General features: G+C 68.8%; 28 protein-coding genes and 1 pseudogene. 15 read left to right on the top strand and 14 right to left on the bottom strand.

The window, feature by feature from the left end; all coding sequences use genetic code 11:
* Positions 1-116: 116 nt before the first annotated feature.
* Positions 117-1,781: a fumarate hydratase gene (locus ABZ928_RS34630; RefSeq protein ID WP_361527677.1), complete on the bottom strand. Its 1,665-nt coding sequence runs from the start codon at positions 1,779-1,781 to the stop codon at positions 117-119.
* Positions 1,782-1,982: 201 nt separating this feature from the next.
* On the opposite strand from ABZ928_RS34630, the gene ABZ928_RS34625 reads away from it, so the two are divergent.
* Positions 1,983-2,663, top strand: a complete 681-nt coding sequence (locus ABZ928_RS34625) for a DUF1707 domain-containing protein (RefSeq protein WP_361527675.1) — start codon at positions 1,983-1,985, stop codon at positions 2,661-2,663.
* A gap of 162 nt (positions 2,664-2,825) precedes the next feature.
* Positions 2,826-3,200 carry a WhiB family transcriptional regulator gene (locus ABZ928_RS34620; protein WP_360839140.1) on the top strand — a complete coding sequence of 125 codons (375 nt, stop codon included), beginning with the start codon at positions 2,826-2,828 and terminating at the stop codon, positions 3,198-3,200.
* Between the two features lie 80 nt (positions 3,201-3,280).
* Here ABZ928_RS34620 and glpX read toward each other — a convergent pair whose 3' ends face one another.
* A complete protein-coding gene (gene glpX, locus ABZ928_RS34615; RefSeq protein WP_361527673.1) occupies positions 3,281-4,315 on the bottom strand; it encodes a class II fructose-bisphosphatase in 1,035 nt (344 codons plus the stop codon).
* Between the two features lie 127 nt (positions 4,316-4,442).
* On the opposite strand from glpX, the gene ABZ928_RS34610 reads away from it, so the two are divergent.
* Positions 4,443-4,964, top strand: a complete 522-nt coding sequence (locus tag ABZ928_RS34610; RefSeq protein WP_361527671.1) for a DUF4245 domain-containing protein — start codon at positions 4,443-4,445, stop codon at positions 4,962-4,964.
* A 65-nt stretch (positions 4,965-5,029) separates the two neighbouring features.
* Here the strand turns inward: ABZ928_RS34610 and ABZ928_RS34605 are convergent, their stop codons facing one another.
* From ABZ928_RS34605 to ABZ928_RS34590, 4 genes are all read right to left on the bottom strand, one after another.
* Positions 5,030-5,623 (bottom strand): malonic semialdehyde reductase, encoded by a 594-nt coding sequence (locus tag ABZ928_RS34605; RefSeq protein WP_361527669.1) that lies wholly within the window; start codon positions 5,621-5,623, stop codon positions 5,030-5,032.
* Between the two features lie 94 nt (positions 5,624-5,717).
* Complete coding sequence (locus ABZ928_RS34600; RefSeq protein ID WP_361527667.1) at positions 5,718-5,954, bottom strand: exodeoxyribonuclease VII small subunit; 237 nt, start codon at positions 5,952-5,954, stop codon at positions 5,718-5,720.
* 10 nt (positions 5,955-5,964) lie between these two features.
* Positions 5,965-7,173: an exodeoxyribonuclease VII large subunit gene (xseA, locus tag ABZ928_RS34595; protein ID WP_361527665.1), complete on the bottom strand. Its 1,209-nt coding sequence runs from the start codon at positions 7,171-7,173 to the stop codon at positions 5,965-5,967.
* A gap of 48 nt (positions 7,174-7,221) precedes the next feature.
* Complete coding sequence (locus tag ABZ928_RS34590; protein ID WP_361527663.1) at positions 7,222-8,613, bottom strand: APC family permease; 1,392 nt, start codon at positions 8,611-8,613, stop codon at positions 7,222-7,224.
* Positions 8,614-8,729: 116 nt separating this feature from the next.
* Here ABZ928_RS34590 and ABZ928_RS34585 point away from each other — a divergent pair, with 116 nt between their 5' ends.
* Positions 8,730-9,740 carry a 4-hydroxy-3-methylbut-2-enyl diphosphate reductase gene (locus ABZ928_RS34585; RefSeq protein WP_361527662.1) on the top strand — a complete coding sequence of 337 codons (1,011 nt, stop codon included), beginning with the start codon at positions 8,730-8,732 and terminating at the stop codon, positions 9,738-9,740.
* Positions 9,741-9,769: 29 nt separating this feature from the next.
* Complete coding sequence (gene ppgK, locus ABZ928_RS34580) at positions 9,770-10,513, top strand: polyphosphate--glucose phosphotransferase (RefSeq protein ID WP_361527660.1); 744 nt, start codon at positions 9,770-9,772, stop codon at positions 10,511-10,513.
* 1 nt (position 10,514) lies between these two features.
* Here the strand turns inward: ppgK and ABZ928_RS34575 are convergent, their stop codons facing one another.
* Complete coding sequence (locus tag ABZ928_RS34575) at positions 10,515-11,054, bottom strand: DUF6542 domain-containing protein (protein WP_361527658.1); 540 nt, start codon at positions 11,052-11,054, stop codon at positions 10,515-10,517.
* A 208-nt stretch (positions 11,055-11,262) separates the two neighbouring features.
* Here ABZ928_RS34575 and ychF point away from each other — a divergent pair, with 208 nt between their 5' ends.
* The 3 genes from ychF (at position 11,263) to ABZ928_RS34560 (ending at position 13,356) form a co-directional block, all read left to right on the top strand.
* Positions 11,263-12,351, top strand: a complete 1,089-nt coding sequence (gene ychF / locus ABZ928_RS34570) for a redox-regulated ATPase YchF (protein ID WP_361527656.1) — start codon at positions 11,263-11,265, stop codon at positions 12,349-12,351.
* Between the two features lie 325 nt (positions 12,352-12,676).
* Positions 12,677-12,961 (top strand): hypothetical protein, encoded by a 285-nt coding sequence (locus ABZ928_RS34565; protein WP_081551891.1) that lies wholly within the window; start codon positions 12,677-12,679, stop codon positions 12,959-12,961.
* Positions 12,943-13,356 (top strand): PIN domain-containing protein, encoded by a 414-nt coding sequence (locus ABZ928_RS34560; protein WP_361527653.1) that lies wholly within the window; start codon positions 12,943-12,945, stop codon positions 13,354-13,356. Before ABZ928_RS34565 ends, ABZ928_RS34560 begins: the two co-directional genes overlap by 19 nt.
* Positions 13,357-13,471: 115 nt before the next feature.
* Here the strand turns inward: ABZ928_RS34560 and ABZ928_RS34555 are convergent, their stop codons facing one another.
* On the bottom strand, positions 13,472-14,860 hold the full coding sequence (locus ABZ928_RS34555) for a hypothetical protein (protein ID WP_361527651.1): 1,389 nt from the start codon (positions 14,858-14,860) through the stop codon (positions 13,472-13,474).
* A 321-nt stretch (positions 14,861-15,181) separates the two neighbouring features.
* Between ABZ928_RS34555 and ABZ928_RS34550 the strand changes: the two genes are divergently transcribed.
* Positions 15,182-15,415, top strand: a complete 234-nt coding sequence (locus tag ABZ928_RS34550; protein WP_361527649.1) for a hypothetical protein — start codon at positions 15,182-15,184, stop codon at positions 15,413-15,415.
* Positions 15,416-15,894: 479 nt separating this feature from the next.
* Here ABZ928_RS34550 and ABZ928_RS34545 read toward each other — a convergent pair whose 3' ends face one another.
* Entirely contained in the window at positions 15,895-16,131 is a 237-nt protein-coding gene (locus ABZ928_RS34545; protein ID WP_361527647.1) for a hypothetical protein, read from the bottom strand.
* A gap of 68 nt (positions 16,132-16,199) precedes the next feature.
* On the opposite strand from ABZ928_RS34545, the gene ABZ928_RS34540 reads away from it, so the two are divergent.
* Both ABZ928_RS34540 and ABZ928_RS34535 read left to right on the top strand, forming a co-directional pair.
* Positions 16,200-16,601: a hypothetical protein gene (locus ABZ928_RS34540; protein ID WP_361527645.1), complete on the top strand. Its 402-nt coding sequence runs from the start codon at positions 16,200-16,202 to the stop codon at positions 16,599-16,601.
* Between the two features lie 252 nt (positions 16,602-16,853).
* Complete coding sequence (locus ABZ928_RS34535) at positions 16,854-17,480, top strand: TetR/AcrR family transcriptional regulator C-terminal domain-containing protein (RefSeq protein WP_361527643.1); 627 nt, start codon at positions 16,854-16,856, stop codon at positions 17,478-17,480.
* Between the two features lie 312 nt (positions 17,481-17,792).
* Here the strand turns inward: ABZ928_RS34535 and ABZ928_RS34530 are convergent, their stop codons facing one another.
* From ABZ928_RS34530 to ABZ928_RS34515, 4 genes are all read right to left on the bottom strand, one after another.
* Positions 17,793-18,137: a DoxX family protein gene (locus tag ABZ928_RS34530; RefSeq protein WP_361527641.1), complete on the bottom strand. Its 345-nt coding sequence runs from the start codon at positions 18,135-18,137 to the stop codon at positions 17,793-17,795.
* Positions 18,138-18,586: 449 nt separating this feature from the next.
* Entirely contained in the window at positions 18,587-19,492 is a 906-nt protein-coding gene (locus tag ABZ928_RS34525) for a LysR family transcriptional regulator (RefSeq protein ID WP_361527639.1), read from the bottom strand.
* 166 nt (positions 19,493-19,658) lie between these two features.
* Entirely contained in the window at positions 19,659-20,594 is a 936-nt protein-coding gene (locus ABZ928_RS34520; protein ID WP_361527637.1) for a dihydrodipicolinate synthase family protein, read from the bottom strand.
* Positions 20,595-20,626: 32 nt separating this feature from the next.
* Entirely contained in the window at positions 20,627-21,412 is a 786-nt protein-coding gene (locus tag ABZ928_RS34515; protein ID WP_361527635.1) for an SDR family oxidoreductase, read from the bottom strand.
* 222 nt (positions 21,413-21,634) lie between these two features.
* Between ABZ928_RS34515 and ABZ928_RS34510 the strand changes: the two genes are divergently transcribed.
* From ABZ928_RS34510 to ABZ928_RS34495, 4 genes and pseudogenes are all read left to right on the top strand, one after another.
* A complete protein-coding gene (locus ABZ928_RS34510; protein ID WP_361527633.1) occupies positions 21,635-22,738 on the top strand; it encodes a zinc-binding dehydrogenase in 1,104 nt (367 codons plus the stop codon).
* Entirely contained in the window at positions 22,728-23,906 is a 1,179-nt protein-coding gene (locus ABZ928_RS34505; RefSeq protein WP_361527631.1) for a DUF3500 domain-containing protein, read from the top strand. The genes ABZ928_RS34510 and ABZ928_RS34505 overlap by 11 nt, the downstream gene beginning before the upstream one ends.
* A gap of 80 nt (positions 23,907-23,986) precedes the next feature.
* Positions 23,987-24,157: pseudogene (locus ABZ928_RS34500) on the top strand (helix-turn-helix transcriptional regulator); the annotation flags it as partial.
* Between the two features lie 80 nt (positions 24,158-24,237).
* Positions 24,238-25,101: an alpha/beta hydrolase gene (locus ABZ928_RS34495; RefSeq protein WP_361527629.1), complete on the top strand. Its 864-nt coding sequence runs from the start codon at positions 24,238-24,240 to the stop codon at positions 25,099-25,101.
* Between the two features lie 215 nt (positions 25,102-25,316).
* On the opposite strand, the gene ABZ928_RS34490 is transcribed toward ABZ928_RS34495, so the two are convergent.
* Positions 25,317-25,871 (bottom strand): TetR/AcrR family transcriptional regulator C-terminal domain-containing protein, encoded by a 555-nt coding sequence (locus ABZ928_RS34490; protein ID WP_361527627.1) that lies wholly within the window; start codon positions 25,869-25,871, stop codon positions 25,317-25,319.
* Between the last annotated feature and the right edge of the window lie 38 nt (positions 25,872-25,909).

Below are 25,909 nucleotides of genomic sequence, written 5' to 3'. Positions count from 1 at the left end.
ACGGGGGTCTGGGGGCGGAGCCCCCAGGTCGGGCCGGGGTCGAAGGGGCAGCGCCCCTGGGGATGGGACGGGTAGGGGCGGCGGGGGCGAAAAGTGTCCCCGCCGCACCCGAGGAACTACGCCAGCCCGGGGCCCCGGACGGGGATGGAGGTGAACGTCGGCGCGGGCGCGGGATCTTGGAAGAAGTCGTTCCCCTTGTCGTCCACCACGATGAACGCCGGGAAGTCCTCGACCTCGATCTTCCAGACCGCCTCCATGCCGAGCTCCTCGTACTCGACGACCTCGACCTTCTTGATGCAGTCCTGGGCGAGACGGGCGGCCGGGCCGCCGATGGAGCCGAGGTAGAAGCCGCCGTGCGCGTCGCACGCGTCCGTGACCTGCTTGCTGCGGTTGCCCTTGGCCAGCATGACCTTGGAGCCGCCCGCCGCCTGGAACTGCTCGACATACGAGTCCATGCGGCCGGCCGTCGTAGGACCGAAGGAGCCCGACGCGTAGCCCTCGGGGGTCTTGGCCGGGCCGGCGTAGTACACCGGGTGGTCCTTCAGGTACTGCGGCATCTCCTCGCCCGCGTCGAGGCGTTCCTTGATCTTGGCGTGCGCGATGTCACGCGCCACCACCAGCGGGCCGGAGAGGGACAGCCGGGTCTTGACCGGGTACTTCGTGAGCTCGGCGAGGATCGTGTCCATCGGCTGGTTGAGGTCGATCTTGACGACGTCGCCCTCCTCCAGGTGCTCGTCCGTCGTCTCCGGCAGGAACCGCGCCGGGTCCGTCTCCAGCTGCTCCAGGAAGACGCCCTCGGCGGTGATCTTCGCGACCGCCTGGCGGTCGGCGGAGCACGACACCGCGATCGCCACCGGGCAGGAGGCGCCGTGCCGGGGCAGCCGCACCACGCGCACGTCGTGGCAGAAGTACTTGCCGCCGAACTGCGCGCCGATACCGATCTTCTGCGTCAGCTCGAAGACCTTCTCCTCCAGCTCCTTGTCCCGGAAGCCGTGGCCCAGCTCCGAGCCCTCGGCGGGGATCTCGTCCAGGTAGTGCGCGGAGGCGTACTTGGCCGTCTTCAGGGCGTACTCGGCGCTGGTGCCGCCGACCACGATCGCCAGGTGGTACGGCGGGCAGGCGGCCGTACCGAGCGAACGGATCTTCTCCTCCAGGAACTTCATCATGGAGGCCTCGTTCAGGACGGCCTTCGTCTCCTGGTAGAGGAAGGACTTGTTGGCGCTGCCGCCGCCCTTCGCCATGAACAGGAACTTGTACGCGCCGCCGTCCGTCGCGTACAGCTCGATCTGCGCGGGCAGGTTCGAACCGGTGTTCTTCTCGTCCCACATGGTCAGCGGGGCCATCTGCGAGTAGCGCAGGTTGAGGTTCAGGTAGGCGTCGTAGATGCCCTTGGACAGTGCCGCCTCGTCACCGCCCTCCGTGAGGACGTTCTGGCCGCGCTTGCCCATCACGATCGCGGTGCCGGTGTCCTGGCACATCGGCAGGACGCCCGCCGCCGCGATGTTCGCGTTCTTCAGCAGGTCGAGGGCGACGAACTTGTCGTTGCTCGACGCCTCGGGGTCGTCGATGATCCGGCGCAGCTGAGCCAGGTGGGCCGGGCGCAGATAGTGCTGGATGTCGTGGATGGCCTCTTCGGCGAGCTTGCGCAGCGCCTCCGGCTCGACCTTGAGGAACGTGCGCCCGTCGGCCTCGAAGGTGGAGACACCCTCGGAGGTCACCAGCCGGTACGGGGTGGTGTCCTCTCCCATGGGGAGCAGATCGGTGTACGCGAACTCAGGCATCTCAGCCCATTCCTCACTCGGCAGACGGCGACCCGCCTCCATTGGCGGGCCTCACCAGCGTAGAACCTGGCCGAGGCCGCGAGCTTGTGAGGTAAGGCTCAGTTGGAGCGGAGGCCGGGGCGGGGTTGGGTCGGGGGCCGGGGCGGGCCGGGTTTTCCACAGGCCTAGTCGCGATCTATCGCGTTTGGGTACGCTGCTGCCGTGGACCTTCAGAAGCAGACTCCGCCTGCCGCCGCCGAACTCCGCGCCTCCGACGCCGACCGTGACCGCATCGCCGACATCCTGCGCGAGGCCCTCGCCGAGGGCCGCCTCACCGCCGACGAGCACGCCGAGCGGGTGGAGGGCGCGCTCGCCGCCAAGACGGTCGGCGAGCTGGACGTCTTCATACGGGACCTGCCCGCCGCCCACCAGCGCCGCACCGCGCCCGTCTCCGCCCCCAGCCGCCCCACCGCCGGCGCCATCCCGCTCGACCCCGACGAGAACGTGGTGGCGGTGTTCAGCGCCGCCGTCCGCAAGGGCCGCCGGCGCGCGGGCCGCCGTATCCACGCGTACGCGATCTTCGGCAGCGTCGAGATAGACCTCAGCGAGGCCCTCTTCGAGTACCAGCAGGTCGTCGTCAAGGCGATCTCGGTCTTCGGCAGCGTCGACGTCCGCGTCCCGGAGAACGTGTCGCTGCGCGGCACCGGCGGCGGTGTCCTCGGCAACTTCGAGGTGCACACGCTCGACGCGGAGGACCCCGCGGCGCCCGTCGTCTACGTCGACGGCTGGGCCGTGCTCGGCAACATCGAGGGGCGGGCCAAGCGCGGAAAGCTCGTCGCGGACATCCTCGACCGGGTGCAGCACAAGGTCGACAAGAGTTTGCGCAAGCATCTGGATCGTTGACGGCTGCGAATCGACGGAGAGCGAAACGATCCGTTCCACTCACACCCCAGCACGGGACCACCCGGAATCCAGCGGTTCGGAACTCAGTGCATAGGCGCGCGCACAGCGGGTAGGGCTTGCTGCATCGTCTCTCGCTCGCGAAGCCGTCGTCAGGAGTAGACCGTGCTGCAACCGCCGCATTCGTCCCTGCAGGTCGCTGCCGTACCGGCCCAGCGGGTGCCAGTGCGAGACAGGGACCAAGACGCACCATGGCACACGGAGGCCGTGTGCCGGCGCGACGAGGCCGGCCTGTTCTTCGCACCTTCGAAGGAGCCCACCGCGGCCCGGCTCTCCCGTGAGGAGGCCGCGAAGCGCGTCTGTGCCCGCTGCCCGGTCATGGTCGAGTGCCGTGAACACGCACTCCTGCAACCCGAGCCCTACGGCGTCTGGGGCGGCCTGACGGCCGCGGAGCGCCGCGTGGTGCTGGCCCGCCGCAGGCGCCGGGACATGGAGCTGAAGAAGGCGGCGCGGGCGTCCCGCATAGCGCAGGCGGGCTGAACTCCGTACGGACATGAGTGGGGCGCCCCCTCCGCACCGGGGGCGCCCCACTGGTCTTCCGTTCAGCCGCTGTCCGCCGGCTACTTGGCCCGGTCGAAGTCGATCGCGCTGTAGGCCCGCAGCTTGCTCAGCCGGTGCTCGGACTCGATCCTGCGGACCGTGCCCGACTTCGACCGCATCACGATGGAGTCGGTGGTCGCGGTCTCCGACCGGTAGCGGACGCCCTTCAGGAGCTCGCCGTCGGTGATGCCGGTGGCGACGAAGAACACGTTGTCCCCCGAGACCAGGTCGTCGGTCGTCAGGACCCGGTCCAGGTCGTGCCCGGCGTCGATCGCCCGGGCCCGCTCCTCGTCGTCCTTGGGCCACAACTTGCCCTGGATCGTGCCGCCCAGACACTTCACGGCGCAGGCCGAGATGATGCCCTCGGGCGTGCCGCCGATGCCCAGCAGCATGTCGACGCCGGTGCCCTCGCGCAGCGCGTAGATGGAGCCCGCCACGTCACCGTCGGAGATCAGCTTGATGCGCGCACCCGCCTCACGGACCTCCTTGATGATGCCCTCGTGCCGGGGGCGGTCGAGGATGACCACGGTCACGTCCTCCGGCGTGGACCGCTTCGCCTTCGCGACCCTTCGGATGTTCACGGACACGGGCGCGTCGATGTCGACGAAGTCCGCGGCCTCGGGGCCGGTGACCAGCTTGTCCATGTAGAACACGGCGGAGGGGTCGAACATCGACCCGCGGTCCGCGGCCGCAAGCACGGCGATCGCGTTCGGCATGCCCTTGGCGTTCAGCGTCGTGCCGTCGATCGGGTCGACCGCGATGTCGCACTCGGGCCCGGTCCCGTCACCGACCCGCTCGCCGTTGAAGAGCATCGGCGCCTCGTCCTTCTCGCCCTCGCCGATGACGACCACGCCGTTCATCGACACGGTGGAGACGAGGGTCCGCATGGCGCGCACGGCCGCACCGTCGGCGCCGTTCTTGTCGCCGCGCCCGACCCAGCGGCCCGCGGCCATCGCCGCGGCTTCGGTCACGCGGACGAGTTCCAGGGCGAGGTTGCGGTCGGGGGCTTCGCTGGGGACTTCGAGTTCGGACGGCAAGTGATGATGCTCGGTCATCGAGGCGCACCTTTCTGATACGACGACGGCCGGATGAGGGTTCGATCCTCGACTCTATCGTCAGTCCGACAAAATGAGCAGGGGACCCCACGGATGAGCGGACCGGGCACCTGCGACGATAGGGGGCGTGGCAGGTTCGAACGGCAAGCAGAAGACGGTCCGGGACATGGTTCTCTCCCTGGGCCTGATCAGTGTGATGGCGGGCGTCATCTACCTCTTCATCCCGCACGACGACTCCGCTCCCGAGGTCAAGAAGGTCGACTACCGCGTCGAACTGCTCACGGCCCGGCGCGCGGCCTCGTACCCGGTGGCGGCGCCCGAGGGGCTGCCCGACACCTGGAAGGCGACCTCGGTCCGCTTCGACGGCGAGGAGTTCGACGCCTGGCACCTGGGCTTCCACACCCCCGGCGGGGAGTACGTCCAGGTCGAGCAGTCGACTCAGAAGCCGGCCACGTTCATCGACGAGGCGAGCCAGGGCGGCGAGGAGACGAAGACCACCGAGGAGATCGGCGGCCGTACTTGGACCCACTACACCGGCGGCCGCTACAAGGCGCTCGTCCACCAGGGCGACGGCGCGACGACCGTGGTGGCGGGCACTGGCTCGTACGCGCAGCTGACGGAGATGGCGAAGGCGCTGAAGACCAAGTGACGTGAGACATGAGAAGGGCCCGGCGTTCGAACGCCGGGCCCTTCTCATTGCTCGAGTGCGGTCGCTCAGACCGTGGTGACGACCTCGTCGTAGGCGAGGCGCGGCGAGCGCGGGTAGGAGGCGTTCTCGCCCGGCTTGCCGATGTTGACGACCATCAGCGGGGTGTGGTCGTCGTCCAGGAACTCCTTCTGGAGGCCCGCGAAGTCGACACCGGTCATCGGGCCGGCGGCGAGACCGGCGGCGCGGACGCCGATGATGAAGTACGCGGCCTGGAGGGCGGCGTTCATCGCGGCGGCGCTCTCACGGGCCGGGCGCTCGCTGAAGAAGAGGTCCTTAGCCTGGGGGAAGGCCGGGAAGAGGGCCGGCAGCTCCTCGTGGAACTCGTTGTCCGCGGAGAGGATCGCGACCAGCGGGGCGGCGGCCGTCTTCTGCTGGTTGCCCTCGGCCATGTGCTTCACGAGGCGCTCGCGGGCCTCGGGGGAGCGGACCAGGGTGATGCGCAGCGGGGTCTGGTTGAAGGCGGTGGGGCCGAACTTGACCAGGTCGTAGATCGCCTGGACCTGCTCATCGGTCACCGGTTCGTCGGTGAAGGTGTTCGCGGTGCTGGCCTCGCGGAACAGCAGGTCCTGGGCGGCGGGGTCGAGAACAAGAGAAGACATGCCAAGGACAGTACGCGAGACAGGTTTAACATTCAACGAAAACCGGAGCGTCGTGATCCGATTCACAGATCGCGCTGCTGGGCCCTCGCCCGGATCACTCCTCCTCGGCGGCCTCCGCCCCGGCCTCGTCCTCCTCCGCCAGCGCCGCGTCCAGCCGCGCCCGCGCCCCGTCCAGCCATCGCCGGCACACCTTGGCGAGCTCCTCGCCCCGCTCCCACAGCGCGAGGGACTCCTCCAGCGTCGTACCGCCCGCCTCCAGCCGTCGTACGACATCGATCAGCTCGTCCCGCGCCTGCTCGTACCCGAGCGCCTCATCCACCTTGCTGCTCATGCGCCCCACCCTAGACATCGACTCGGACAGCGAACTCACCCTCGGACACCCGCGCCCGCAGCACCTCGTCGCCGCTGACCTCCTCCGGGTCCCGCACCACATGCCCGTCGGCCTTCTGGAGCACGGCGTACCCCCGCTTGAGCGTCGCCGCCGGCGACAGGGCCACCACGCGCGCGTGCGTGTGCGTCAGCTCGGAGTCGGCGCGGTCGAGGAGATGACCGAGGGTGCGCCGTGAACGCTCGACGAGCGAGGCCACATGGTCGGCGCGCTCGTCGATCATCCGGTGCGGATCCTCTATCGACGGCCGCGCGAGCGCATGGGCCAGCCCGCGCTCCTCCCGGTCGATGAACCCCTCGACACACCGCCGCGCGCGATCCCGCAGCATCCGCACCCGCTCGTACTCCTCGCCGACATCCGGTACGACCTTCTTGGCCGCGTCGGTCGGTGTGGAGGCTCGCAGGTCGGCGACATAGTCGAGCAGCGGGGTGTCGGGCTCGTGCCCGATGGCGGAGACGACCGGCGTACGGCACTCCGCGACCGTCCGCACGAGCTGCTCGTCGGAGAACGGCAGCAGATCCTCGACGCTGCCCCCGCCCCGCGCCACGATGATCACGTCGACGTCGTCGTTCGCGTCGAGCTCCTTGACGGCCTGCACCACCTGCGGCACCGCGTGCACGCCCTGCACGGCGACATTGCGCACCTCGAAGCGGACCGCGGGCCAGCGGTGCCGGGCGTTCTCCAGCACGTCCCGTTCGGCGGCGGACGCCCGCCCGCACACCAGCCCGACGAGCTGCGGCAGGAAGGGCAGCGGCTTCTTCCGCTCGGCCGCGAACAGCCCCTCGGCGGCCAGCGACTTCTTCAACTGCTCAAGCCGCGCGAGCAGTTCCCCCACCCCCACCGGCCTTATCTCGGCGGCCCGCAACGACAACTGCCCCCGCGGCGCGTACCACTCCGGCTTCGCCAGTACGACGACCCGCGCGCCCTCGCTCACGACATCGGCGACGGCGTCGAACACCTGCCGGTAGCAGGTGACGCTCACGGAGATGTCGTACGACGGGTCGCGCAGGGTCAGGAAGACGACCCCCGCGCCGGGCCGCCGCGACAGCTGGGTGATCTGCCCCTCGACCCAGACGGCACCGAGCCGGTCGATCCACCCGCCGATCAGCCGGGAGACCTCCCCGACGGGCAGGGGAGCGTCGGCGGACGTGTTGAGAGCCATGCGCCGAGCGTAGTGGGCGGCACTGACATCACCGCCGGTCCGGGCATGTCAGCCCGTCCGGCGTTCGACCTGCTCACCCGCCCTCGCCCGCCCCCGCTGCCCCACCAGCACCGCCACCCCGATCGCGAACCACACCGCCCCCACCACCTGCGCCGCCCCCGACGCCTCCACGATCACCGCGATGGTGATCGCCGCGCCCACCACGGGCATCAGCACATGCCGCCACCAGATCACCGGCCCGCCGGCCCGCCGTACGGCGAACCAGCTGACCACGCTCGCGTGCAGCAGCGTGAACGCGGTCAGGGCGCCGATGTCGACCACCGACACCAGGTGGTCCATGCCGTCGTCCCGGCGGGCCGCCCACACCGCCGCGACCAGCGTGATCACGGCGGCGCAGAGCAGCGCCACGCGCGGGACGCCCGAGTCGGTCTTCGACAGCGCGCGGGGCAGCCGCCTGTCGCGGCCCATGGCGAACAGCAGCCGGCTCGCGGCGGCCTGCCCGGCCAGCGCCGCGAAGGCAGCGCCGATCGCCTTGCTGACGGCCACCAGGTCGTGCAGCCAGGTGCCGACCGACACGTCGACCGCGTCGTAGAAGGCGGACCCCTGCTGGCCCGGGTCGGCCGCGAGCTGTGCGCTCGTCACCGGCTCCAGCAGCGCCACCAGGTAGGTCTGCGCCACGAACAGCACACCCGCCAGCGCCAGACAGAACAGCACCGCGCGCGCGACCTTCTCCGAGCCGCCCGTGACCTCCTCGGCGAAGGAGGCGATCGCGTCGAAGCCGAGATACGACAGGACGGCCACCGACACGGCACCGATCACCGCCGACAGCGCGAACGCGCCCTGCGTGCCGTCGCCCGACAGCGGGGACAGCCAGCCCCGTTCCGCGCCGTCGCGCGCGAGGACGACGACCGCGGAGACGAGGAAGACCAGCAGGACGACGATCTCCATCGCCAGCACCAGGAACCCGACCCGGGCCGCCGCCCGTACCCCCCACAGGTTCAGCAGGGTGGTCACCAGGACCGCGAGCGCCGTCCACACCCACCGGGAGACCTCGGGGACCAGCGCGTTCATCGCGATGCCGGAGAAGAGGTAGGCGACCGCGGGGATGAGCAGATAGTCCAGCATCGCCATCCAGCCGGCGATGAACCCGGCCTCCTTGCCGAGCGCCACGCGCGCGTAGGCGTAGACAGAGCCCGCGCGGGGCGCCACCCGCACCATCTGCGCGTAGCTGAAAGCGGTGAACGCCATCGCGACCGTGGCGACGACGTACACCAGCGCGACCGCGCCGTGCGACTTGGCGTCCAGCGTGCCGAACACGCCGACGGGCGCCATCGGGGCGATGAAAAGCAGCCCGTAGACCACGAGATCCCGGAACCCGAGGCTGCGCCGCAGGTCATGGCCCGGATCGGCGGTACGGGTCGTCGTCTCGGTCTCGGACATCGATGCCTCCGCCGGTGCTTCGTCCGTCATCTGCCGTCGCCGGTTCCCCACCCTTCACACTTCCCGGCCAGTCTCGCCTTCCACGCGATCTTTGACCTGTCGAGCGCGGCCTTACGATGGGACGCATGACTGCTTCGCCTGGCCGCCGTGTCCTGCTCGCCGCCCCCCGGGGCTACTGCGCGGGTGTGGACCGCGCCGTGATCGCCGTCGAGAAAGCCCTGGAGCAGTACGGCGCTCCGGTGTACGTCCGGCACGAGATCGTCCACAACAAGTACGTCGTGCAGACCCTGGAGAAGAAGGGCGCCATCTTCGTCGAACGGACGGAGGAGGTCCCGCCCGGCAACATCGTGATGTTCTCCGCGCACGGCGTGGCGCCGGTGGTGCACGAGGAGGCCGCGCGCGGCAAGCTCGCCACCATCGACGCGACCTGCCCGCTGGTCACCAAGGTCCACAAGGAAGCCGTCCGGTTCGCCAACGAGGACTACGACATCCTGCTGATCGGGCACGAGGGCCACGAGGAGGTCATCGGCACCTCCGGCGAGGCCCCCGACCACATCACACTGGTCGACGGCCCCGAGGACGTCGCCCATGTCACCGTCCGCGACGAGTCGAAGGTCGTCTGGCTCTCCCAGACCACGCTCTCCGTCGACGAGACCATGGAGACGGTCGACGCCCTCAAGAACAAGTTCCCCAACCTGATCTCGCCGCCCAGCGACGACATCTGCTACGCCACACAGAACCGCCAGATCGCGGTGAAGAAGCTGGCCGAGGACGCGGAGCTGGTCATCGTCGTCGGCTCCAAGAACTCCTCCAACTCGATCCGCATGGTCGAGGTCGCCCTGGACGCCGGTGTCCCCGCCGCCCACCTGGTCGACTTCGCCGACGAGATCGACGAGGCCTGGCTGGAAGGCGTCACCACGGTCGGCCTGACCTCCGGCGCCTCGGTTCCGGACGTCCTGGTGGAGGGTGTCCTGGAGTGGCTGGCCGAGCGCGGCTACGGCGACGTCGAGACCGTGAAGACGGCCGACGAGTCCATCACCTTCTCGCTGCCCAAGGAGCTCCGCCGGGATCTGCGCGAGGAGGCCGCGGCGCTGGTCGCGGACCGCAAGGGGACCTCCGGCAAGTGACTGTCAGTCGTCCGTCGTAACGTGGGGCCATGCAGATCTTCGGCGTGGACATCGGCGGATCCGGGATCAAGGGCGCCCCTGTCGACTTGGCCAGGGGCGACCTCGCCCAGGAGCGCCACAAGGTGCTGACCCCGCACCCGGCGACACCGGACGCGGTGGCGGACGGTGTGAAGGAGGTCGTCGACCACTTCGGGTGGACGGGGCCGGTCGGACTGACCTTCCCGGGCGTGGTCACCGGCGGCGCCACGATCCGTACGGCGGCCAATGTCGACAAGGGCTGGATCGACACGGACGCGCGCGCGTTGTTCGGCGAGCGGCTCGGCGGACTGCCGGTGACGGTGGTCAACGACGCGGACGCGGCGGGCGTCGCCGAGATGGAGTTCGGCGCCGGTCACGGCCGCACCGGCACCGTCATCCTGCTGACCTTCGGCACCGGCATCGGCAGCGCGGTCTTCGTCGACGGCGTCCTGCTGCCCAACACCGAGCTGGGCCACCTGGAGCTGCACGGGCACGACGCGGAGAAGCGCGCCTCCAGCAAGGCGAGGGAGGACGGCGAGCTGACCTGGGAGCACTGGGCCCGCCGGGTCCAGAAGTACCTCGCCCATGTCGAGATGCTCTTCTCGCCCGAGCTGTTCATCATCGGCGGCGGCGTCAGCCGCAAGGCGGAGAAGTTCCTGCCCCACATCGAGGGCATCAAGGCGGAGATCGTCCCGGCGCAGTTGCAGAACAACGCGGGGATCGTGGGAGCGGCGATGCGGGCGGCGAAGCGGTAGCTCAGAGGGGTCGGCGGTTCGCCCGGCGCCGCCGGTTCATCAGCCGGATCTTCCGTACGGTCACGATGAGCCCGGCGACGAGCGTCCCGCCGTACAGCCAGCCGGCCTCGGTGGCGAGGGCCGTCACCAGGCCCATCAGCCGGGCGCCGAGCCCGTCCCCGCCCTCGGCGACGGGCACGATCCCGACGGCGAAGGCGATCGGTACGACCACGGGCGCGGTGACCAGGTCGTTGCGGCGGACCCAGACGGCGGTCAGCGCGCACACCGGCAGGAACAGGACGCCGTAGAGCGTCAGCGAGCCGAACGTCAGGGCGTCGAGGCAGCCGAGCACCAGCATCGCGGCGATGCAGAACAGGCCGCCGCCGAGCCCGGTGAGGCGGGGGTTGGGGAAGCGGCGTACCGCCTGGACGACGGGGGGAGCGGGGCGTCGTACGACCGCGGGGCGGGCCGGGCGACGGCCGTCGCGGGCCGCCTGCGGGGGCAGGGAAGGCGTCGTGCGGCGTGCTCGGATGTGCGGGGGTCGCGTCCTGTGTTGCTCCACTGGACCAACTTAGGACGGTTTATATGCAGAATCGCCCCTCAGACACGCCGAGGGACCGACCTTGGCCAAGTGTTCGACGGGTCGCGGAGGCGGGCCCTGGCACGCCGTAGACTGGTGGATCGGCCCCCGGGGGCAGGCCCTGCCCCGGCAGCCCTCTCCGCCAGTCCTCCCCGCCAGTCCTCTCCTCTCACGTACGGGAAGTCGCAACGTGTCGCTCACGATCGGAATCGTCGGTCTGCCGAATGTCGGCAAGTCGACCCTGTTCAACGCCCTGACCAAGAACGACGTGCTCGCGGCCAACTACCCGTTCGCCACGATCGAGCCCAACGTCGGTGTCGTGGGCGTCCCGGACGCGCGCCTGACCAAACTGGCCGAAATCTTCGGGTCGCAGCGGATCCTCCCGGCGACCGTCGACTTCGTGGACATCGCGGGCATCGTGCGCGGCGCGAGCGAGGGCGAGGGCCTCGGGAACAAGTTCCTGGCCAACATCCGCGAGTCCGACGCGATCTGCCAGGTCATCCGTGCCTTCAAGGACGAGAACGTCGTGCACGTCGACGGCAAGGTCTCGCCCAAGGACGACATCGAGACGATCAACACCGAGCTGATCCTCGCCGATCTCCAGACCATCGAGAAGGTCCTCCCGCGCCTCCAGAAGGAGTCGCGGATCAAGAAGGACGTGGCGCCGAAGGTGGCGGCCGTCGAGGCGGCGAAGGAGATCCTGGAGAAGGGCGACACCCTCTTCTCGGCGGGCATCGTGCAGGGCTCCGGCAACGAGGAGCTCCTCCACGACCTGCACCTCCTGACGACCAAGCCCTTCCTCTACGTCTTCAACGTGGACGAGGACGAACTGGTCGACGAGGGCTTCAAGGACGAGCAGCGCGCCCTCGTCGCCCCCGCCGAGGCGATCTTCCTCAACGCCAAGCTGGAGGCGGACCTCGCCGAGCTCGACGAGGAGGACGCCATGGAGCTCCTCGAGTCGGTAGGCGCCGAGGAGCCGGGCCTCGCCACCCTCGCCCGAGTCGGCTTCAACACCCTCGGCCTCCAGACCTACCTCACGGCCGGCCCCAAGGAATCCCGCGCCTGGACCATCAAGAAGGGCGCCACCGCCCCCGAGGCCGCCGGAGTCATCCACACCGACTTCCAGAAGGGCTTCATCAAGGCCGAGGTCATCTCCTTCGAGGACCTGGTGGAGACCGGCTCGGTGGCCGAGGCCCGCGCGAAGGGGAAGGCGCGGATGGAGGGCAAGGAGTATGTGATGCAGGACGGCGACGTCGTCGAATTCCGCTTCAATGTCTAGCGGGTGACTTAGCACCACTTCGCTGATCTGGCAAACGTGCAGGTCAGAGAGGGTCCGGCTCTTCGGGGTCGGGCCCTTGGTTTTTTCCCGTGCTGGGATGGTGCTGGGATAGCTGACCCCTCGTCACCTGTCGTCATCCCTGGTCATCCGTACCGTGCTGGGATCGTGCTGGGATGGGATGAGGAGCCTGTGCTGGGTTTCGGGCGGTGATCTGACCGGTACACGGGGAGGGTGGGACGGGTTTCACCCACACACCTTCTTCACGGCTCGGGGGCACGGCACGGAGGCCGTGGCACTTTTCCTACTCGTTTGACACACTCGGGGTATGGGTGAGACGACGTACAGCATCGGGGAAGGTCCGGCGACGCGGGTGAGCCTGTCGCTGCCCGAAGGGACCGCGGAGGCGATCCGGGCGCGGGTGGGGAAGCGGGAGTTCTCCGCGTTCATCACCGAGGCGGTCGAGCGTGAGCTGCGCGGGCAGGTCCTGGACGAGTACCTGGCGGACTACGAGAGCCGCAAGGGGCCGGTCTCCGAGCCGGCTCGTCAGCGGGCGCGGCAGGTCTTCGACGAGGTGTTCGCCGAGGAGGCCGAGTGGCCCGCCGCAGGCTGAGTCACGAGGGGACGCTGGTCCTCGACAGCGAGGGACTCTCGAAGCTGCTCGCCGACGACGAGCAGGTGGTGGCTCTGATCGCCGAGGCACGCTCGCGCGGCATGGAGGTCGTGATCAGTGCGCTCACCATCATCGAAGCGGTCCATGCCCGTACGAACAAGTCCCGCCTGAATTGGGTGCTTTCCGGGCTGCGGGTCGTCCCGGTGGGTGACGAGGAGGCGAGGGCTGCCTCTAAGTTGCTGATGAATGCCGGGTTGCACGGACACAAGTACGCGATCGATGCGGCCGTCGCCGAGGCCGCGCTGCAACAGCATCGCCCTGTGGTCATGCTGACTTCCGATATTGACGACATGGCCAAGCTGTGCGGCCAGCGGGTACGGCTCGTGGCTGTGTGATTTCCCCTGGTCCGCTTTCTGCCTTTTGACGGTTGGGAAGTGAGTGGCGGTGGAGCTATCAGTATTCGGCGGATCGCCGGTTTCGGTAACCGGCGATCCGCCGCTATGTTGCCGCTCAGTAGGAGCGGGGTCCGTAGGGGCTCCAGTGGCCGAGGAAGGGCTTGAGGTCGTCGCCGCTGGGCTTCGGCGGTGTGGGCAGCTTTGGTGCTGAGGCGGATTCGGTGAGGTGTTGGAGGTGCGCGTCCGCGAATGCGAGCCACGCCTCGATCTCGGTTCGTTCCTGCCCGGGCGGCAGTGATGTGGCGCGGTCGCGTACTGCTGTGACGTATTCGGTCAGGTGGTTGGCCTTGTGCCAGGCGTCTGCCTGTTCTCCGAGGTGTTTGACGCGATAGGCGTGGGCGTAGGCGGCGCGGGCTTCCTGCATGGCGGCTTCCCACCGCTTTTGCTGCACCTCTCTGGCTTGCTGGTCTGCAAGACGTTTACGTTCCGCAGCTTCGCCGCGCAGGCCGACCTCTTGCACGATCTCGGCGAGTTGGTCTTCCAGCGGCCGGTCGGGGAGGTCGGCCCATTCGCTGGCGCGGTGCGGGCTGCCCCCGCGGAGCATGAAACGCAGGCGGCTGGAGGGGGTGTAGTCGAAGCGGGCAATGCGCATCCATGAGTATTTCTTGGCGTCGGCGAGTTCCTTGTCCGTGGGGACGTGTTCGCTGCGGTCTTGTTCTTGAAGGACGAGGAATCCGACACTTTCGCCTTGGGCGGTGATGGTGAAATGCGGTGGCGCCTTACGGCGCCGATGGGGCGGGGGTGCGCCCTGTGCGGTTCCGAGCGCTGCCTTATGGCCCTTTGCTTCGGTGGCGGTGATGAGGGTCTGGATGATGCGCAGGGCTCGGCCCTGGAGGGGTTTGGTCAGGCCCATGGGCTGCGGCTGCTTTTGGAGGGCGGCCACGACGGCATGGGGTTTGGTGAGTCTGGCCGGCACGGGGAGCGGGGTGAGTTCGGCGAGGCGCCAGGCGGGGATGTCGACGAGCTTGATTTCGTACCCGCTGTGGGTCGGGTATCCGCGGAGTTCCTGGGTGCGGGGGATCTTGCCGGACTTGCGGGCGGCGCTGACGCGTGATGCCCAGTTCACTGCGTGCGGGCCGGATTCGATGGGCTTGATGAGACAGCCATCGTTCGCGGCCAGTTCTTCGAGCAGTTGGTCCGCGTAGGTCGTACGGGCCTTCGGCACGGCTCTGGGACGGGGTGGTGTCGGCTTCCGGGCGGGCGGTTCCGGCGGCCGGGCGCTCTGCTCCACGGGGTGGATGCCGCGTTCGATGAGATGCTGCCGCCCCTTCTCGGTGAGGTGGGCGCTCCAATTCCCGCGGCGCTTGGTGATTTTGACGAGTCCTCGGTTCTGCAGGGCCTGTCCGCTGGTCTTGTACGTGCTGTCCGGCCAGACTCCGTCGGGACACCCCTGACCCACCCAGTCGAGCACAGCCTGCTGCCGCTCGTTGAGGGCCTGGTTCATGTAGCCTCCTGCCGTTCCCTGAGTGCGCTGGCCTGGAACCCAATGCCCGCTGCTCCTACGGGAATTCGGGGCCGCCGACAGGACCCCCCGTTCGGATGAGAGGTGCTGGAAGGCGCGCGAAGGGCGAGGCCAGTTCTTGGTGTTGATCAGAAACGGCTTGGGTTCAGAGTCGTTCAAATCGGGGCCTGAGCGAACTCACATCCCTGGCCGTGGCGTTGGGTCTGACACTGTTCCTGCGGCTGTGAAAGCGCGAGCCGCGAGATCGGCCGGCATGCGCCGCTCCAGCGGCGCGCGCAGGCCGCGTTCGCGCAGCGCGAGGCCATGTGGACCGACGGCCACCTGGGCGATCAGCGCCGGGACCACGTTCGGGTGGCGGCGCAGCACCTCGTAGAAACGCGGATCCATCGCGGACAGGACGTCCTGCCGCGGCGCATCGGGCTTGAGGTGAGGCAGTTCGACCTCGCCGAGGACGCGGTCGACGATGTGGGCGACGATCTCGGCCTTGCTCTCGAAGTGCCGATACAGCGTCGCCGTTCCCGAGTTGCCACGATGTGACCGGGGTCGAGCGAGGGGCGGCCGCGGCGGGGTGTGAGGTCAGGAACAGGGCGGGTGGCCCACCAGGAGGGGTTGCCAGGAGCGGAAGCGGTCATGGAGGGGTCTTCCTGTCCGTGTGCCGGGACGGGGCGACCGGTGTCCTGGCCTGGTCAGGTGGGCGTCCGTTCGGGGGAGCGGGTCGGGATTGGACTGCCCATCCGGGCGCACTGAATGCCCGAATCGAGCGCCCAAGGTGTGAATCTGGCGTAAATGTGGTTACGGTGTATCCGTAATCAGGTGTGCCGCACGGCGCCCTGTAATCGGCGCCGAGGAGGCCAGACGAAAGCGGTAGTGGTGACTCAGGCGGGCGCCGCCCCCCAGTGCCAGGAATTCCCTGAACCGGAGTCCGCGCCCGGCTTCGAGATCGTCGAGCTCGTGGCCGCTGCGATCCACCCGGTCGTGCGAGCCAAGGCCGACGGTGTGCACTGCAGCGGCACCGGTCAGTACCCGATGGTCCCGGGCGTGGACGCCGTCGCCCGGAAAGCGGACGGCACGCTCGTCTGCACCGGCGAGACCCGGCTGCCGTGGGGCACCTTCGCCGAGCGGATGGCTGTCCCGATGGCCGCTCCGCTGCCGCCGGGCGCCGACCCGGTCACGGTTGCCGCGGCCATGAATCCCGGGATGTCCTCGTGGATGCCGCTGACCGCACACGTGGACGAGCGTGGCGTGCCCGGCACTGTGCTGAATCCTCGGCCCGACCGGCGCCGCCGGCGGACTCGCCGTACAAAACGCCCGCGCCCTGGGCGTGCAGAGGACCATCGGCGTCGGCAGGGGCGCCGCGGACCTGGCGCGAGTCGCCGGCGTAGGAGCCGAGACCGTCGAGCTGACCGGCGACAAGGCCCAGGATGCGAAGGCGATCGCTGCCGCCTTGGACGGCCGCAGTCCCGAGCTGGTGCTCGACTATTTGTGGGGCACGCCTGCCGAATCGGCCTTCGAGGCCCTGCACAGCATCCCCGGCGCGGCACCCACCAACTATGTTGAGATCGGCTCCTTCCCGATGGGCCGCTACCTCGTCCAGGGCATGGCCTATCTGCAGGTCCTCGCGGACGGAAAGATCACTGTCGACGCCACCACCTACCCGCTGGAGCAGTGCACTGACGCCTGGAACGCCGGGCCTGGACCTCGCGCCGTCCTGACCGCCGGCTGACCGACCGGATCCTGCCCGGTTCGTATGCCTCCATCGTGACCGCCCCGGCGGTAGCCGGGGTGGTCGCTTTTTGTGGGTGGTCGTCGATGGGCTGATCGAAGGGGGTGCCGCCTCTTTGTGCTCGACCGGCGATCTCCATAGTGGATACGGTGTTGCTGTTATGGTGCTGGCCGAGGAGGTGGACGTTCAGTGGCAGCAGCTGGTCCTATGCGAGCGACCACGGCATCGGCTCGGCGCCCGGGGCGTCCGCCCGTGCCGCTGGAGCGCATCGTCTCCACCGCACTGCAGATCGTGGACGATGAAGGGGCCGACGCTCTCTCGATGCGGACGCTGGCCCAGCGCCTGGGCTCGGGCACGGCGACGCTGTACCGGCATTTCGACAACCGGGCAGCGCTGGTCGCCCATGTCGTGGACCGCATGTTCGGCGCCGTGGAACTGAAGGGCGACGAACTCCTCGCGATGGGCTGGCAGCAAGCGCTGCGGACGGTCGCGCACACCATGTTCGAGGCCCTGGCCCGGCACCGGAACGCAGCGCGCCTGATGGTCGAAGAGATTCCCCTGGGGCCGAACGCCATGGCGCTGCGGGAGCACTGTGTCGCGGCGCTGCTCGACAGCGGCTTCCCGCCGCGACTGGCCGCGCACGCCTTTGCCACCCTCTCCCGCTACGTCCTCGGATTCGCCATACAGGTCACCGGTCACGGCGGCGGCGGGCAACTCGACGACGCGCAAGTGTCCGCCGTCTTTCAGAGCGTCGATCCAGCCTTGTTCCCGGCAACGGTCACCGTCGCCGGGTCGATGCCCGTTCCGATCGAGGACGAGTTCTCCTTCGGACTCGAACTCCTTCTCGGCGGGCTTGCCCACCTGCGCGACGACGCCTGACCAGCCAGGACGATGCGAACCTGAGGCCGCCCGCCCACGGAGTCATGTCGGTCGGCATGGAGCGAGGCTGCCAGGGACTCGTGATCGACCCGCCGGCCCCGGCCAAGGGAATGCGCCGCACTGTGGACGAAGGGGCTCTGGTGAAGGCAGGTGGACCGTGCGGTCGCGGCTTGAGCGTCCCGCGTGGCGGTCCGAAGCTATCCCCGTCGGCCGGCTCCTCGAGGTGAAGTCACGGCTCGGGGCAGCATTGCTTTCAGGGCGAAACCGCCGGAGCCGCCCATCCGTGGAGGCGTGGACTCGATCCGCAGCGCTTCAGGCGAACAAGGCCGCGAGGTATGAGGCGACAAGCACCGCGCACACGGCGGCGGGCGCGAATTTGGCAACCGGGTCGCCCTTGCGCAGGTGTACGACCACAGCTCCGGCGAGCAGCAGGAGAAGCCCGGCTCCCGCGAGGCCGCCGAGCGGCGGCATGGCGAGGCCGAGCGCCACGCCGGCGGCTCCTGCCAGTTGCAGCACGCCGATGCGGCGGTAGGCGGCGACGGAGAAGCCGGTCTCGGCGGCCAGCTCGCGCGCCTTCGGCAATGCGAGTGTGTTGAGCACTCCGATCCCTCCGAAGATCAGGACGATGGCGCAGGCGAGGGTGATGGTGAGGATCATGAGGTATCTCCAGGGTGCCGGCGTCATGACGGCGTGGGCGTCAAGGGTGACGGCCTGATGGTGGGCGGGTCTTCACGAGACCGTTATGGGATGTGTCGGGCGCGGTCGAGTTGCCGGCCGGGTGCATCGCTCGGCGCCCAGACGGGCGATTTGGTCGATCGATGCAGCGGCTCAGCCTAGCGCAATAACGGTAACAGTGTAACCGTTATGATGGTCGGCTTCGGAGTGAGTTCGCGGTGTCGTGGGCGTAACGACGTTCACGCAGCCGGTGCCCGTCGCCAGGTTGCAGATGGTCCTGAGGGCAGGCTCTTGCCCAGCAAGTTGCAGAGGAAGTCATGGACGGCGCCCGCACGGGTTCACCGGTCGGCTGCCATTGGCATCCCGCATTCGTGAACTCCCCGACGGCGACAGAGAGACCGCGAAGCAACGTGTTGATTCTTTACGGGCCCTTAGAAGCGGAGTGCTCCTTCGGGCAGATCCCGCTCCGCGGTCAGTGGCAACTCCAAAGTGGTGAGCATGTCCCGGTACCGCTCGGCCAGTTGGGAGGGGAGCTTCCTGCTGAACACCACCAGCTCCCGGAAACAGCCGGGCCCGATCCGCCGGGCATGCCTCGACCAGCGCAGCGGCACCGCGTTCTCCGGTGTCACCGTCACACCGATCCCCTCGACCGCGAACAGGAGCGCTGCGGAGACCTGGCCCGTGCGTGCGACGGCGCGCGGCGTGAACCCGAGGTGCCCTGCCAGGCGGTCCACCACTTCGCTCATGCCCTGTTCCTGCTCGTAGAGCACCCAGTCGACAGCGGCCAGTTCGGCCGGATCAGCTGCAGCCCCCGCCGGGTATTCGGCCGAGCCGGTCACCATCATCTCCTCATATCCCAGGGAGATGACGGGCCCCTCCCACGGGTCGGGCCGTGGACCGACCGCGATGTCGCCCTGGCCACTGCGCATGGCCTCTTCGAGGTCCCGGCGGTGGGAGTAGTCGTGCAGTCTCAGCACGGTGGAGGGGTACGTCGAGTGCCAGCGCGCCGCGGACGGCGGCAGAATCCCCGAGGCGACGGACCGTACGGTCAGCACGTGGACGTCGCCCTGACGGCCCTCCACCACCTCGCGCACCGAGTCCTGCGCGTCCTGAACCGCACGGACGACGGTCTGTGCTCGGGGCAGAAAGACACGGCCCGCGGGAGTCAGCGTCACCCCCTGCCGGCCGCGCTCCAGCAGTACCGCGCCCAGCTCCTTCTCCAGGGCCCCGATCTGCTGGGACAGCGAAGGCTGCGTGACATAGAGCCGCGCAGCCGCTCCGCTGAAGGAGCCCGCCTCCCAGACCGCGAGGAAGTACTCCAGCTGACGTAGCTGCATGTGATCAAGTTACTCGGCCGAGCGTTGCCCGGTGCTCGCGCTGTGACCACGAATCGGGCCGGGATGTGTGAGGGCAGCGCGTGTCGGAGACAGGAGACGGGTCTTCCTGAATCTGAGCCCGCTCGCAGTCCCGGAGACTGCCAAGCAAATCTTCGTGGCCTGCGCGTCATGCCGTGAGTGCGACCCTGCTGTCCTTGCGGGCCAGCCGCGCCAGCAGGTAGTCGACCTCGCTGCGGGCACGAGCCGACAGCACGGGCCCGGGCTTGCGCTGGGTGTCGGAGGTCAGGATTCCGCGGCGCTTCATGACGTACTTGCGCACGGCCAGGCCGATGCCCGGTTGTTGTTCGTAGCGCAGCAGGGGCAGGTGGGCGTCGAAGACGTCATGGGCGGCGTCACGATCGCCGGCGGCGGTGTGGCGCACCACGTCGACGAGGAGCTCGGGAACGCAATAGCCCGTCATCGCTCCGTCGGCTCCGCGTTCGGTCTCGAAGTCCAGGAAGAGGCCGCCGTTTCCGCACAGGATCGACAGGCGGGGCATCGCTCCATCGGCTTCGAGTTGCCGGAGTGCGCTGATCTTCTCAAGGCCCGGCCAGTCCTCGTGCTTGAGCATCACGCACCCTGGCGCGGCGTTCGCGATGCGGGCGATGACGGCAGGGGACATGACGACGGAGAAGGACAGCGGATAGTCCTGGATCACGAACGGCACGTCCGCGCCGATGGCGTCCGCCGCTCCCTCGTAGTAGCTCACGATCTGGTCGTCGGTACGCAGCGTGTTCGGCGGGGCGATCATGACGCCGCCGACACCGGCTGACATGACGTCGACCGTGAGAGCCCGCATGGCGGCGTAGCCGGGTGCGGAGACGCCCACGACGATCGGCAGATCGGTGCGCTTGAGGACGTGCTGGACGATGCGCACGCTTTCCTCGTGGGACAGCTTGGGTGCTTCGCCCATCTGGCCCAGGAGGGTCAGTCCGGTGACGCCGGCGTCTCCGTAGAAGTCGACGAGTCGGCTGAGTGAGTCGAAATCGATTGCGCCTTCCTCGTCGAAGGGCGTTGGTGCGATGGCGAAAACACCATGGGTGTTGCAGTCCAGGGCTGCCATTGTTCTGCCTCCTCAGAAATCCGATGTCTTTTTCAGAGGCTGGCGATGAGTCCGCCGTCGACGCGAATGACCGAGCCTGTGATGTAAGAGGCCTGGGCGCTTGCGAGGAAGGTGACGGCGGCGGCGTATTCCCGTGGTTCGCCGTAGCGGCCCACAGGGATCGACGCGACGCTCTCGGCGGACGTCTCCGCGACGGACTTGCCCTCCCGATCGGCCTTGGCCTGGTCGAGGAACTTGGTCCGCTGGGTGCCGATCCGTCCCGGAACGACCACGTTGCAGGTGACACCCTCGGCCGCGACTTCCCGGGCCAGCGTCTTGGACCAGCCGAGCAGGCTGCTCCGCAAGGCGTTCGACAGCCCCAGGTTGGGGATGGGGGCGATCACCCCCGAGCTGGCGCTGGTGATGATCCTGCCCCAGCCGCGGCTGCGCATCAGTGGCGCGACCCTGTCCGTGATCGCGATGACGGACAGCACCATGGACTGGAAGTGCTTCAGCCAGAGTTCGGGGTCCTGCCCCGCAACCGGCGAGGGCGGTGGCCCTCCCGTGTTGTTGACCAGGATATCCATGGGACCGAGCGCCCCTTCGACTGCCGCGATGTGCTGGTCGATCGCGCCCAGGTCCGCGAGGTCCCATTCCAGGGGCACGGCTTTCCCGCCCGCGTCGGCCACCGCCTCGGCGGTGCGCTCGGCGGCCTGTGGGCTGATGTCCGCGACGGCGACAGCGGCGCCTTCCGCGGCGAGAGCCTGGGCGATCGCGCCGCCGAGACCTCCACCTCCGCCCAGTACGAGCGCCGTCTTGCCCGAAATTCCCAGATCCACAGCTTCGCTCCTTGGGCGGTGGCCCCGTTCGTCGTTTCCAAATGACACTGCCACGAGGTCGTGATGGGTCTCCAATAGGAATCTCTCGCGACATGCATAAGGGATGCCTATGTGCCGCGAATAGGGAATAGGCGTTGCCGGCGTGCAAGATGAGGTGGGGAACAGGGCCGTTTCGGTCCGTCGATTTCCGCCGCATGTTCATGGCCGTAACTGGAGGCCCCTATGCCCTTGCCGGAAACCATGCAGGCCGCGGTGCTGGGCGAGCCCGGCACTCTCGCCGTCACGACGCTGTTTGTGCCGCAGGTGGGACCGGAAGACGTTCTGGTACACGTCCGCAGGGCGTCCCTGTGCGGAACGGACCTGAAGATCCGCAGTCGGCACTTCTTCAAGGACGGCGGCCCGGCCGCGGGCGAGTTCGTACCCGGCCACGAGTACGCCGGCATCGTCGCCGCGGTGGGCAGCGCCGTGGACGAGCTCCGCGTCGGTGACCGGGTGGTGACGGAAGCCCACCGCGGCTGCATGCGCTGCGCCAACTGCCTGGCCGGGGCCTACACGGACTGCCTCAACTACGGCCTGCGGCACACCGGGCACCGTGTGCAGGGGATGACCGTCAACGGGGGCTTCGCGGAGTACGCGCTCAACCACGTGGCGACCCTCCACCGGTTGCCGGACACCGTGGACTTCGACGCCGCGGTCGTCCTCACCACCGTGGGCACCGTGATGCACGCCTTTGACGTGCTCGACACCCTGCTTGTCGGATCCACGGTCGCCGTGATCGGCCCCGGACCGATAGGGCTGCTCGCGGTACAGGTCGCACGTGAACTCGGGGCCAGGACCGTAGCCCTGACCGGCACGCGGGAAGCCAGGCTCGCCATCGGCAAGTCCTTCGGCGCGGACCTGGTCGTCAACTCCCGGGAGGAGGACGCCGTAGCGGCGGTTCGGGAGGCGACCGACGGGATCGGCGCCGACATCGTCCTGGAGTGCTCCGGCGCCCCGAGTGCGGTGGACGACGCGCTGCGCATGGCCAAGCGGTCCGGGAAGGTCGTCCTCGTCGGCTTCTTCGAAAAGCCAGTACAGGCCGACCTCAACCACGCCGTGATGAACGGCATCTCGATCCAGACGGTCCGCGGCGAGGGCACCGGTTCGGTGGCCCGCGCCGTGGGCCTGGCCGCCCGGGGTCGGCTGCGCACCGCGGAACTGGTCACCCACCATTTCGGGCTGCCCGACGTCGCCGAGGCGTTCGACACCTACGCCGAGCGCCGGGGCAACGCCATCAAGGTCATGCTCGACATTTCCGAGGACCCGGAGTCCACCGGTGACCGGTGACCGAGAGGGCACCGTGCCCGACGCCCTGGCAGCCGGGCGGGAGAAGGCAGCGGCCGCGATGACCGATGCTGCCATCGCCTGGCTGGACAGCCTGAGCGAGGACCAACTCCCGCTCGCCGCCTACGACTCCCCGCTCCACCCGGATGCGGAGGCCGAGCGGCTGCGCTGGTTCTACACCCCCACCGAACACGGCGGGCTCGCCATCCGAGACCAGAGCGCCCGCCAACAGGGCCTGGCCATGCGGCTGGTGGCCACCGGACTGTCCATCCCGGGCTACGCCACGGTCACCACCGTGATGGGACTGGAGAACGTCCTGGACCAGCTGGAAGGGTGGCGGGTCCACTGGGGCCGGCAGCGCGGACGCGACCCCGGCCTGTACTGGCTGAGGATCTTCGGCCGCCCCGGCGACCATGTCTGGGCATGGCGGTTCGGCGGCCACCACATCTCCCTGAACAACCTCGTCGTCGCCGGCCGGCTCGTCTCCACCACCCCCTGCTTCATCGGTGCCGACCCGGCCACGACCGAGCTGATCGGAGGCACCCTGCGGCCCTTGCAAGGCCCTGAGGAGACGGCCCGTCAACTGGTCCGCAGTCTGGACACGGGCCAACTCCGCAGCGCCCTGCTCCACCCGTCCGCAGTCTCGGACATCGTCTCCGGCAACCGCCCACGCGTCGAACACGGCGACACGATGATGCACATGCAGGACCTGTGGCGCGGCCGGTTCGGCGACCCCGAGCTGGACCGGCTCGTCGACGACATCGACCGCCGGGCGGAAGCGGGCAGCGGATACACCGAGAACGATCACGCGCGCGTGGCCATCACCATTCCCCCCAAAGGCATCAGCGGTCGCGACCTGAACAACGAGCAGCGGCACCTGTTGCACCGGCTCGTCACTCTCTACACCGGACGGGCACCCGAGTTCCTCGCCGACGCCTACGACACCCACTACGCCTCTGACACCGTCCTCGACGCGGTGCATTTCGGCTGGGCGGGCAGCACGGACGCCGGGGAACCGCACTACTACCGGGTGCAGGACCCTCGCGTCCTCATCGAGTACGACAACACACAGCGGTACGCCAACCACGCCCACTCGGTGTGGCGTGACCTGACCTCCGACTTCGGACTGGACGTACTCGCCGAACACCGCGCACACATCGCACACGAGTAGGGCGTACTCGGGGAGCGCGCTCACCGCCTGCAACGCGCCGTCCCAGACCAGGACCACGACGACAGCGGCCGCTCCACCACCTCACCGGACGCGAGCGTGAGGTTCTCGCCCGCGTCGCATCGGGGCGGAGCAACGGAGAGATCGCCGAGGACCTGCATCTGGCCGAAACCACGATCAAGTCACCCGTCAGCAGCATCCTCGCCAAGATCGGTGCCCGGCACCGCGTCCAGGCGGTGGCTTTCGCCTACTAAGGGCACGTCAGAACGGTCCTGCACATGTGACAACCTCCGCGAAGCGGACGGCATCGCGGTGCCAAGAAGGAGAGCCGGACATGAGCAGTCCCCAGATGCACGTAGTCGCCGCGTACCTGCGGTTGACCCGAAAACACAGGACGGCTGACCCCGTGGCTGCATCGAAGGAGCCACCTCGTCCGCCCGCCAAACTGGTACAGCGGCACGACGTGACATCGCGCAGCATCGACGGTTTCGAATGCCGCACCGTCAGTCCGCGCGGGCGCCGGGCGGAGCGAGCGGTCGTCTATCTGCACGGCGGCGCCTACATCAGCCACATGGTGCCCCAGCACTGGCAGTTGATCTCGCAGCTTGCGGATGCCGGTATACGAGTCGAGGTGGCGCAGTACGGGCTGGCGCCGAAGTACACCTACCGTGACGCCTATCCCTTCGTCACTGCCGTCTACCGCGACCTGCTCAGCGACCTGGACGCCGGCCAGGTCACGATCATGGGCGACTCCGCCGGCGCGGGCTTGGCTCTGGGGGTGGCGCAGAGCCTGGTCGGCTCGGGTCTGCCCCAGCCGACCCGAGTAGTACTGATTTCCCCCTGGCTGGATCTGACTCTGACCAACCCCGCGATTCCCGAAGTCGAAGCCCGAGATCCGTTTCTCACCACCAGCCGCCTGCTTGCGGCCGGACGTGGCTGGGCAGGCGGGGACGACCCCGCCCAACCCCGGCTCAGTCCCGTCAATGGCCCGCTTGCCCCCCTGGCGCCCATCGACGTCTACATCGGCACTCGCGACTTGTTCTACCCGGACGTCCGGCGCCTGGAAGAACGGGCTGCTGCGGAAGGGGCGGCCGTGAAAGTCATCGTGTGCGACGGGGCGGTCCATGCCTACCCGCTCGTTCCCGCTCCCGAGGGGCGTGCTGCGGCCCGCGCCATCGTGCGGTCCGCGGCCTCCTGAGCGGGTGAGAGGCGATCTTCAGCCGACGTCGGGCGAGCCTCGCCCCGCTGTTCGAGAGCGGTGTTGCACGCCGACCAGCAGCTGTTTCCGAACTCCTGGTACGACACAGCCTGCGGAGGCGTGAGGTTGAAGAGAGGTCAGGTCTCCCGCCCTTCGCCTTGTCCGTTCAGAGGAAGGTGGTCGAGCTGGGCGTCCGCCTCTTCTGCTGTGTCGGGTCAGGTACGGGCGGCAAGCCTGGCTTCGACGCCGTCGAGAAGTGACTGCAGTCCGAAGGACACATACGGGCGAGGGGTGGCTGCGAGGGCGGCGCCGATCGCGAACGTGACGACGCTCTGGGCGGCTTGCTCGGCATCCCGCCTGGTGAGGCCGGACGCCTCGCAGACCGCGAGCAGGTGCTCGTCATGGCGGTCCCTGGCCGAGCCGTCGAGGGGCTGGATGGTCATGGCGGCCAGCAGCCAGGGGTGCCTGAGAAGCATCGAACGCAGGTTGTCGGCCATGGCCAGGAGGGCTGGACGCCATTCGAGGCCGTCGAGATCGGGGAGAGGTGTCTGCCCCCAGACGGTGTCAGCGGCCAGCAGGAGCAGATCGTGTCGGCTCTTGACGTGCCAGTAGAGTGCCGCCGCGGTGATGCCGAGACGGCTGCCGAGTCTTCGCATGGTCAGAGCCTCGATGCCGCCCTCGTCCAGAAGGGCGATGGCCGACTGGATGATCTGTTCCTGGTGCAGAGCGTCGCGGGGCATCTCCGCGGTAGTCGGGATGGGGCTGCTCACGGCACTTTCTTGCTGGGGGGAACGAGGCCGCGGTGTGC

The organism is Streptomyces sp. NPDC046909 (assembly GCF_040644695.1).
GTDB lineage: Bacteria > Actinomycetota > Actinomycetes > Streptomycetales > Streptomycetaceae > Streptomyces.
Note: the sequence above shows the minus strand (reverse complement) of the source record. Positions and strands in the feature narration are given on the sequence as shown.

Bases quoted from the DNA above. Each gene is read 5' to 3' on its own strand.
- ABZ928_RS34600 (WP_361527667.1), bottom strand. From the start codon at position 5,954: ATGAGCAGCAAGGTGGATGAGGCGCTCGGGTACGAGCAGGCGCGGGAC.
- ppgK (WP_361527660.1), top strand. From the start codon at position 9,770: ATGCAGATCTTCGGCGTGGACATCGGCGGATCCGGGATCAAGGGCGCC.
- ABZ928_RS34525 (WP_361527639.1), bottom strand. From the start codon at position 19,492: ATGCAGCTACGTCAGCTGGAGTACTTCCTCGCGGTCTGGGAGGCGGGC.
- ABZ928_RS34550 (WP_361527649.1), top strand. From the start codon at position 15,182: ATGTGGACCGACGGCCACCTGGGCGATCAGCGCCGGGACCACGTTCGG.
- ABZ928_RS34630 (WP_361527677.1), bottom strand. From the start codon at position 1,781: ATGCCTGAGTTCGCGTACACCGATCTGCTCCCCATGGGAGAGGACACC.
- ABZ928_RS34520 (WP_361527637.1), bottom strand. From the start codon at position 20,594: ATGGCAGCCCTGGACTGCAACACCCATGGTGTTTTCGCCATCGCACCA.
- ABZ928_RS34565 (WP_081551891.1), top strand. From the start codon at position 12,677: ATGGGTGAGACGACGTACAGCATCGGGGAAGGTCCGGCGACGCGGGTG.
- ABZ928_RS34555 (WP_361527651.1), bottom strand. From the start codon at position 14,860: ATGAACCAGGCCCTCAACGAGCGGCAGCAGGCTGTGCTCGACTGGGTG.
- ABZ928_RS34590 (WP_361527663.1), bottom strand. From the start codon at position 8,613: ATGTCCGAGACCGAGACGACGACCCGTACCGCCGATCCGGGCCATGAC.
- xseA (WP_361527665.1), bottom strand. From the start codon at position 7,173: ATGGCTCTCAACACGTCCGCCGACGCTCCCCTGCCCGTCGGGGAGGTC.
- ABZ928_RS34510 (WP_361527633.1), top strand. From the start codon at position 21,635: ATGCCCTTGCCGGAAACCATGCAGGCCGCGGTGCTGGGCGAGCCCGGC.
- ABZ928_RS34530 (WP_361527641.1), bottom strand. From the start codon at position 18,137: ATGATCCTCACCATCACCCTCGCCTGCGCCATCGTCCTGATCTTCGGA.
- ABZ928_RS34605 (WP_361527669.1), bottom strand. From the start codon at position 5,623: ATGTCTTCTCTTGTTCTCGACCCCGCCGCCCAGGACCTGCTGTTCCGC.
- ABZ928_RS34585 (WP_361527662.1), top strand. From the start codon at position 8,730: ATGGGACGCATGACTGCTTCGCCTGGCCGCCGTGTCCTGCTCGCCGCC.
- glpX (WP_361527673.1), bottom strand. From the start codon at position 4,315: ATGACCGAGCATCATCACTTGCCGTCCGAACTCGAAGTCCCCAGCGAA.
- ABZ928_RS34495 (WP_361527629.1), top strand. From the start codon at position 24,238: ATGAGCAGTCCCCAGATGCACGTAGTCGCCGCGTACCTGCGGTTGACC.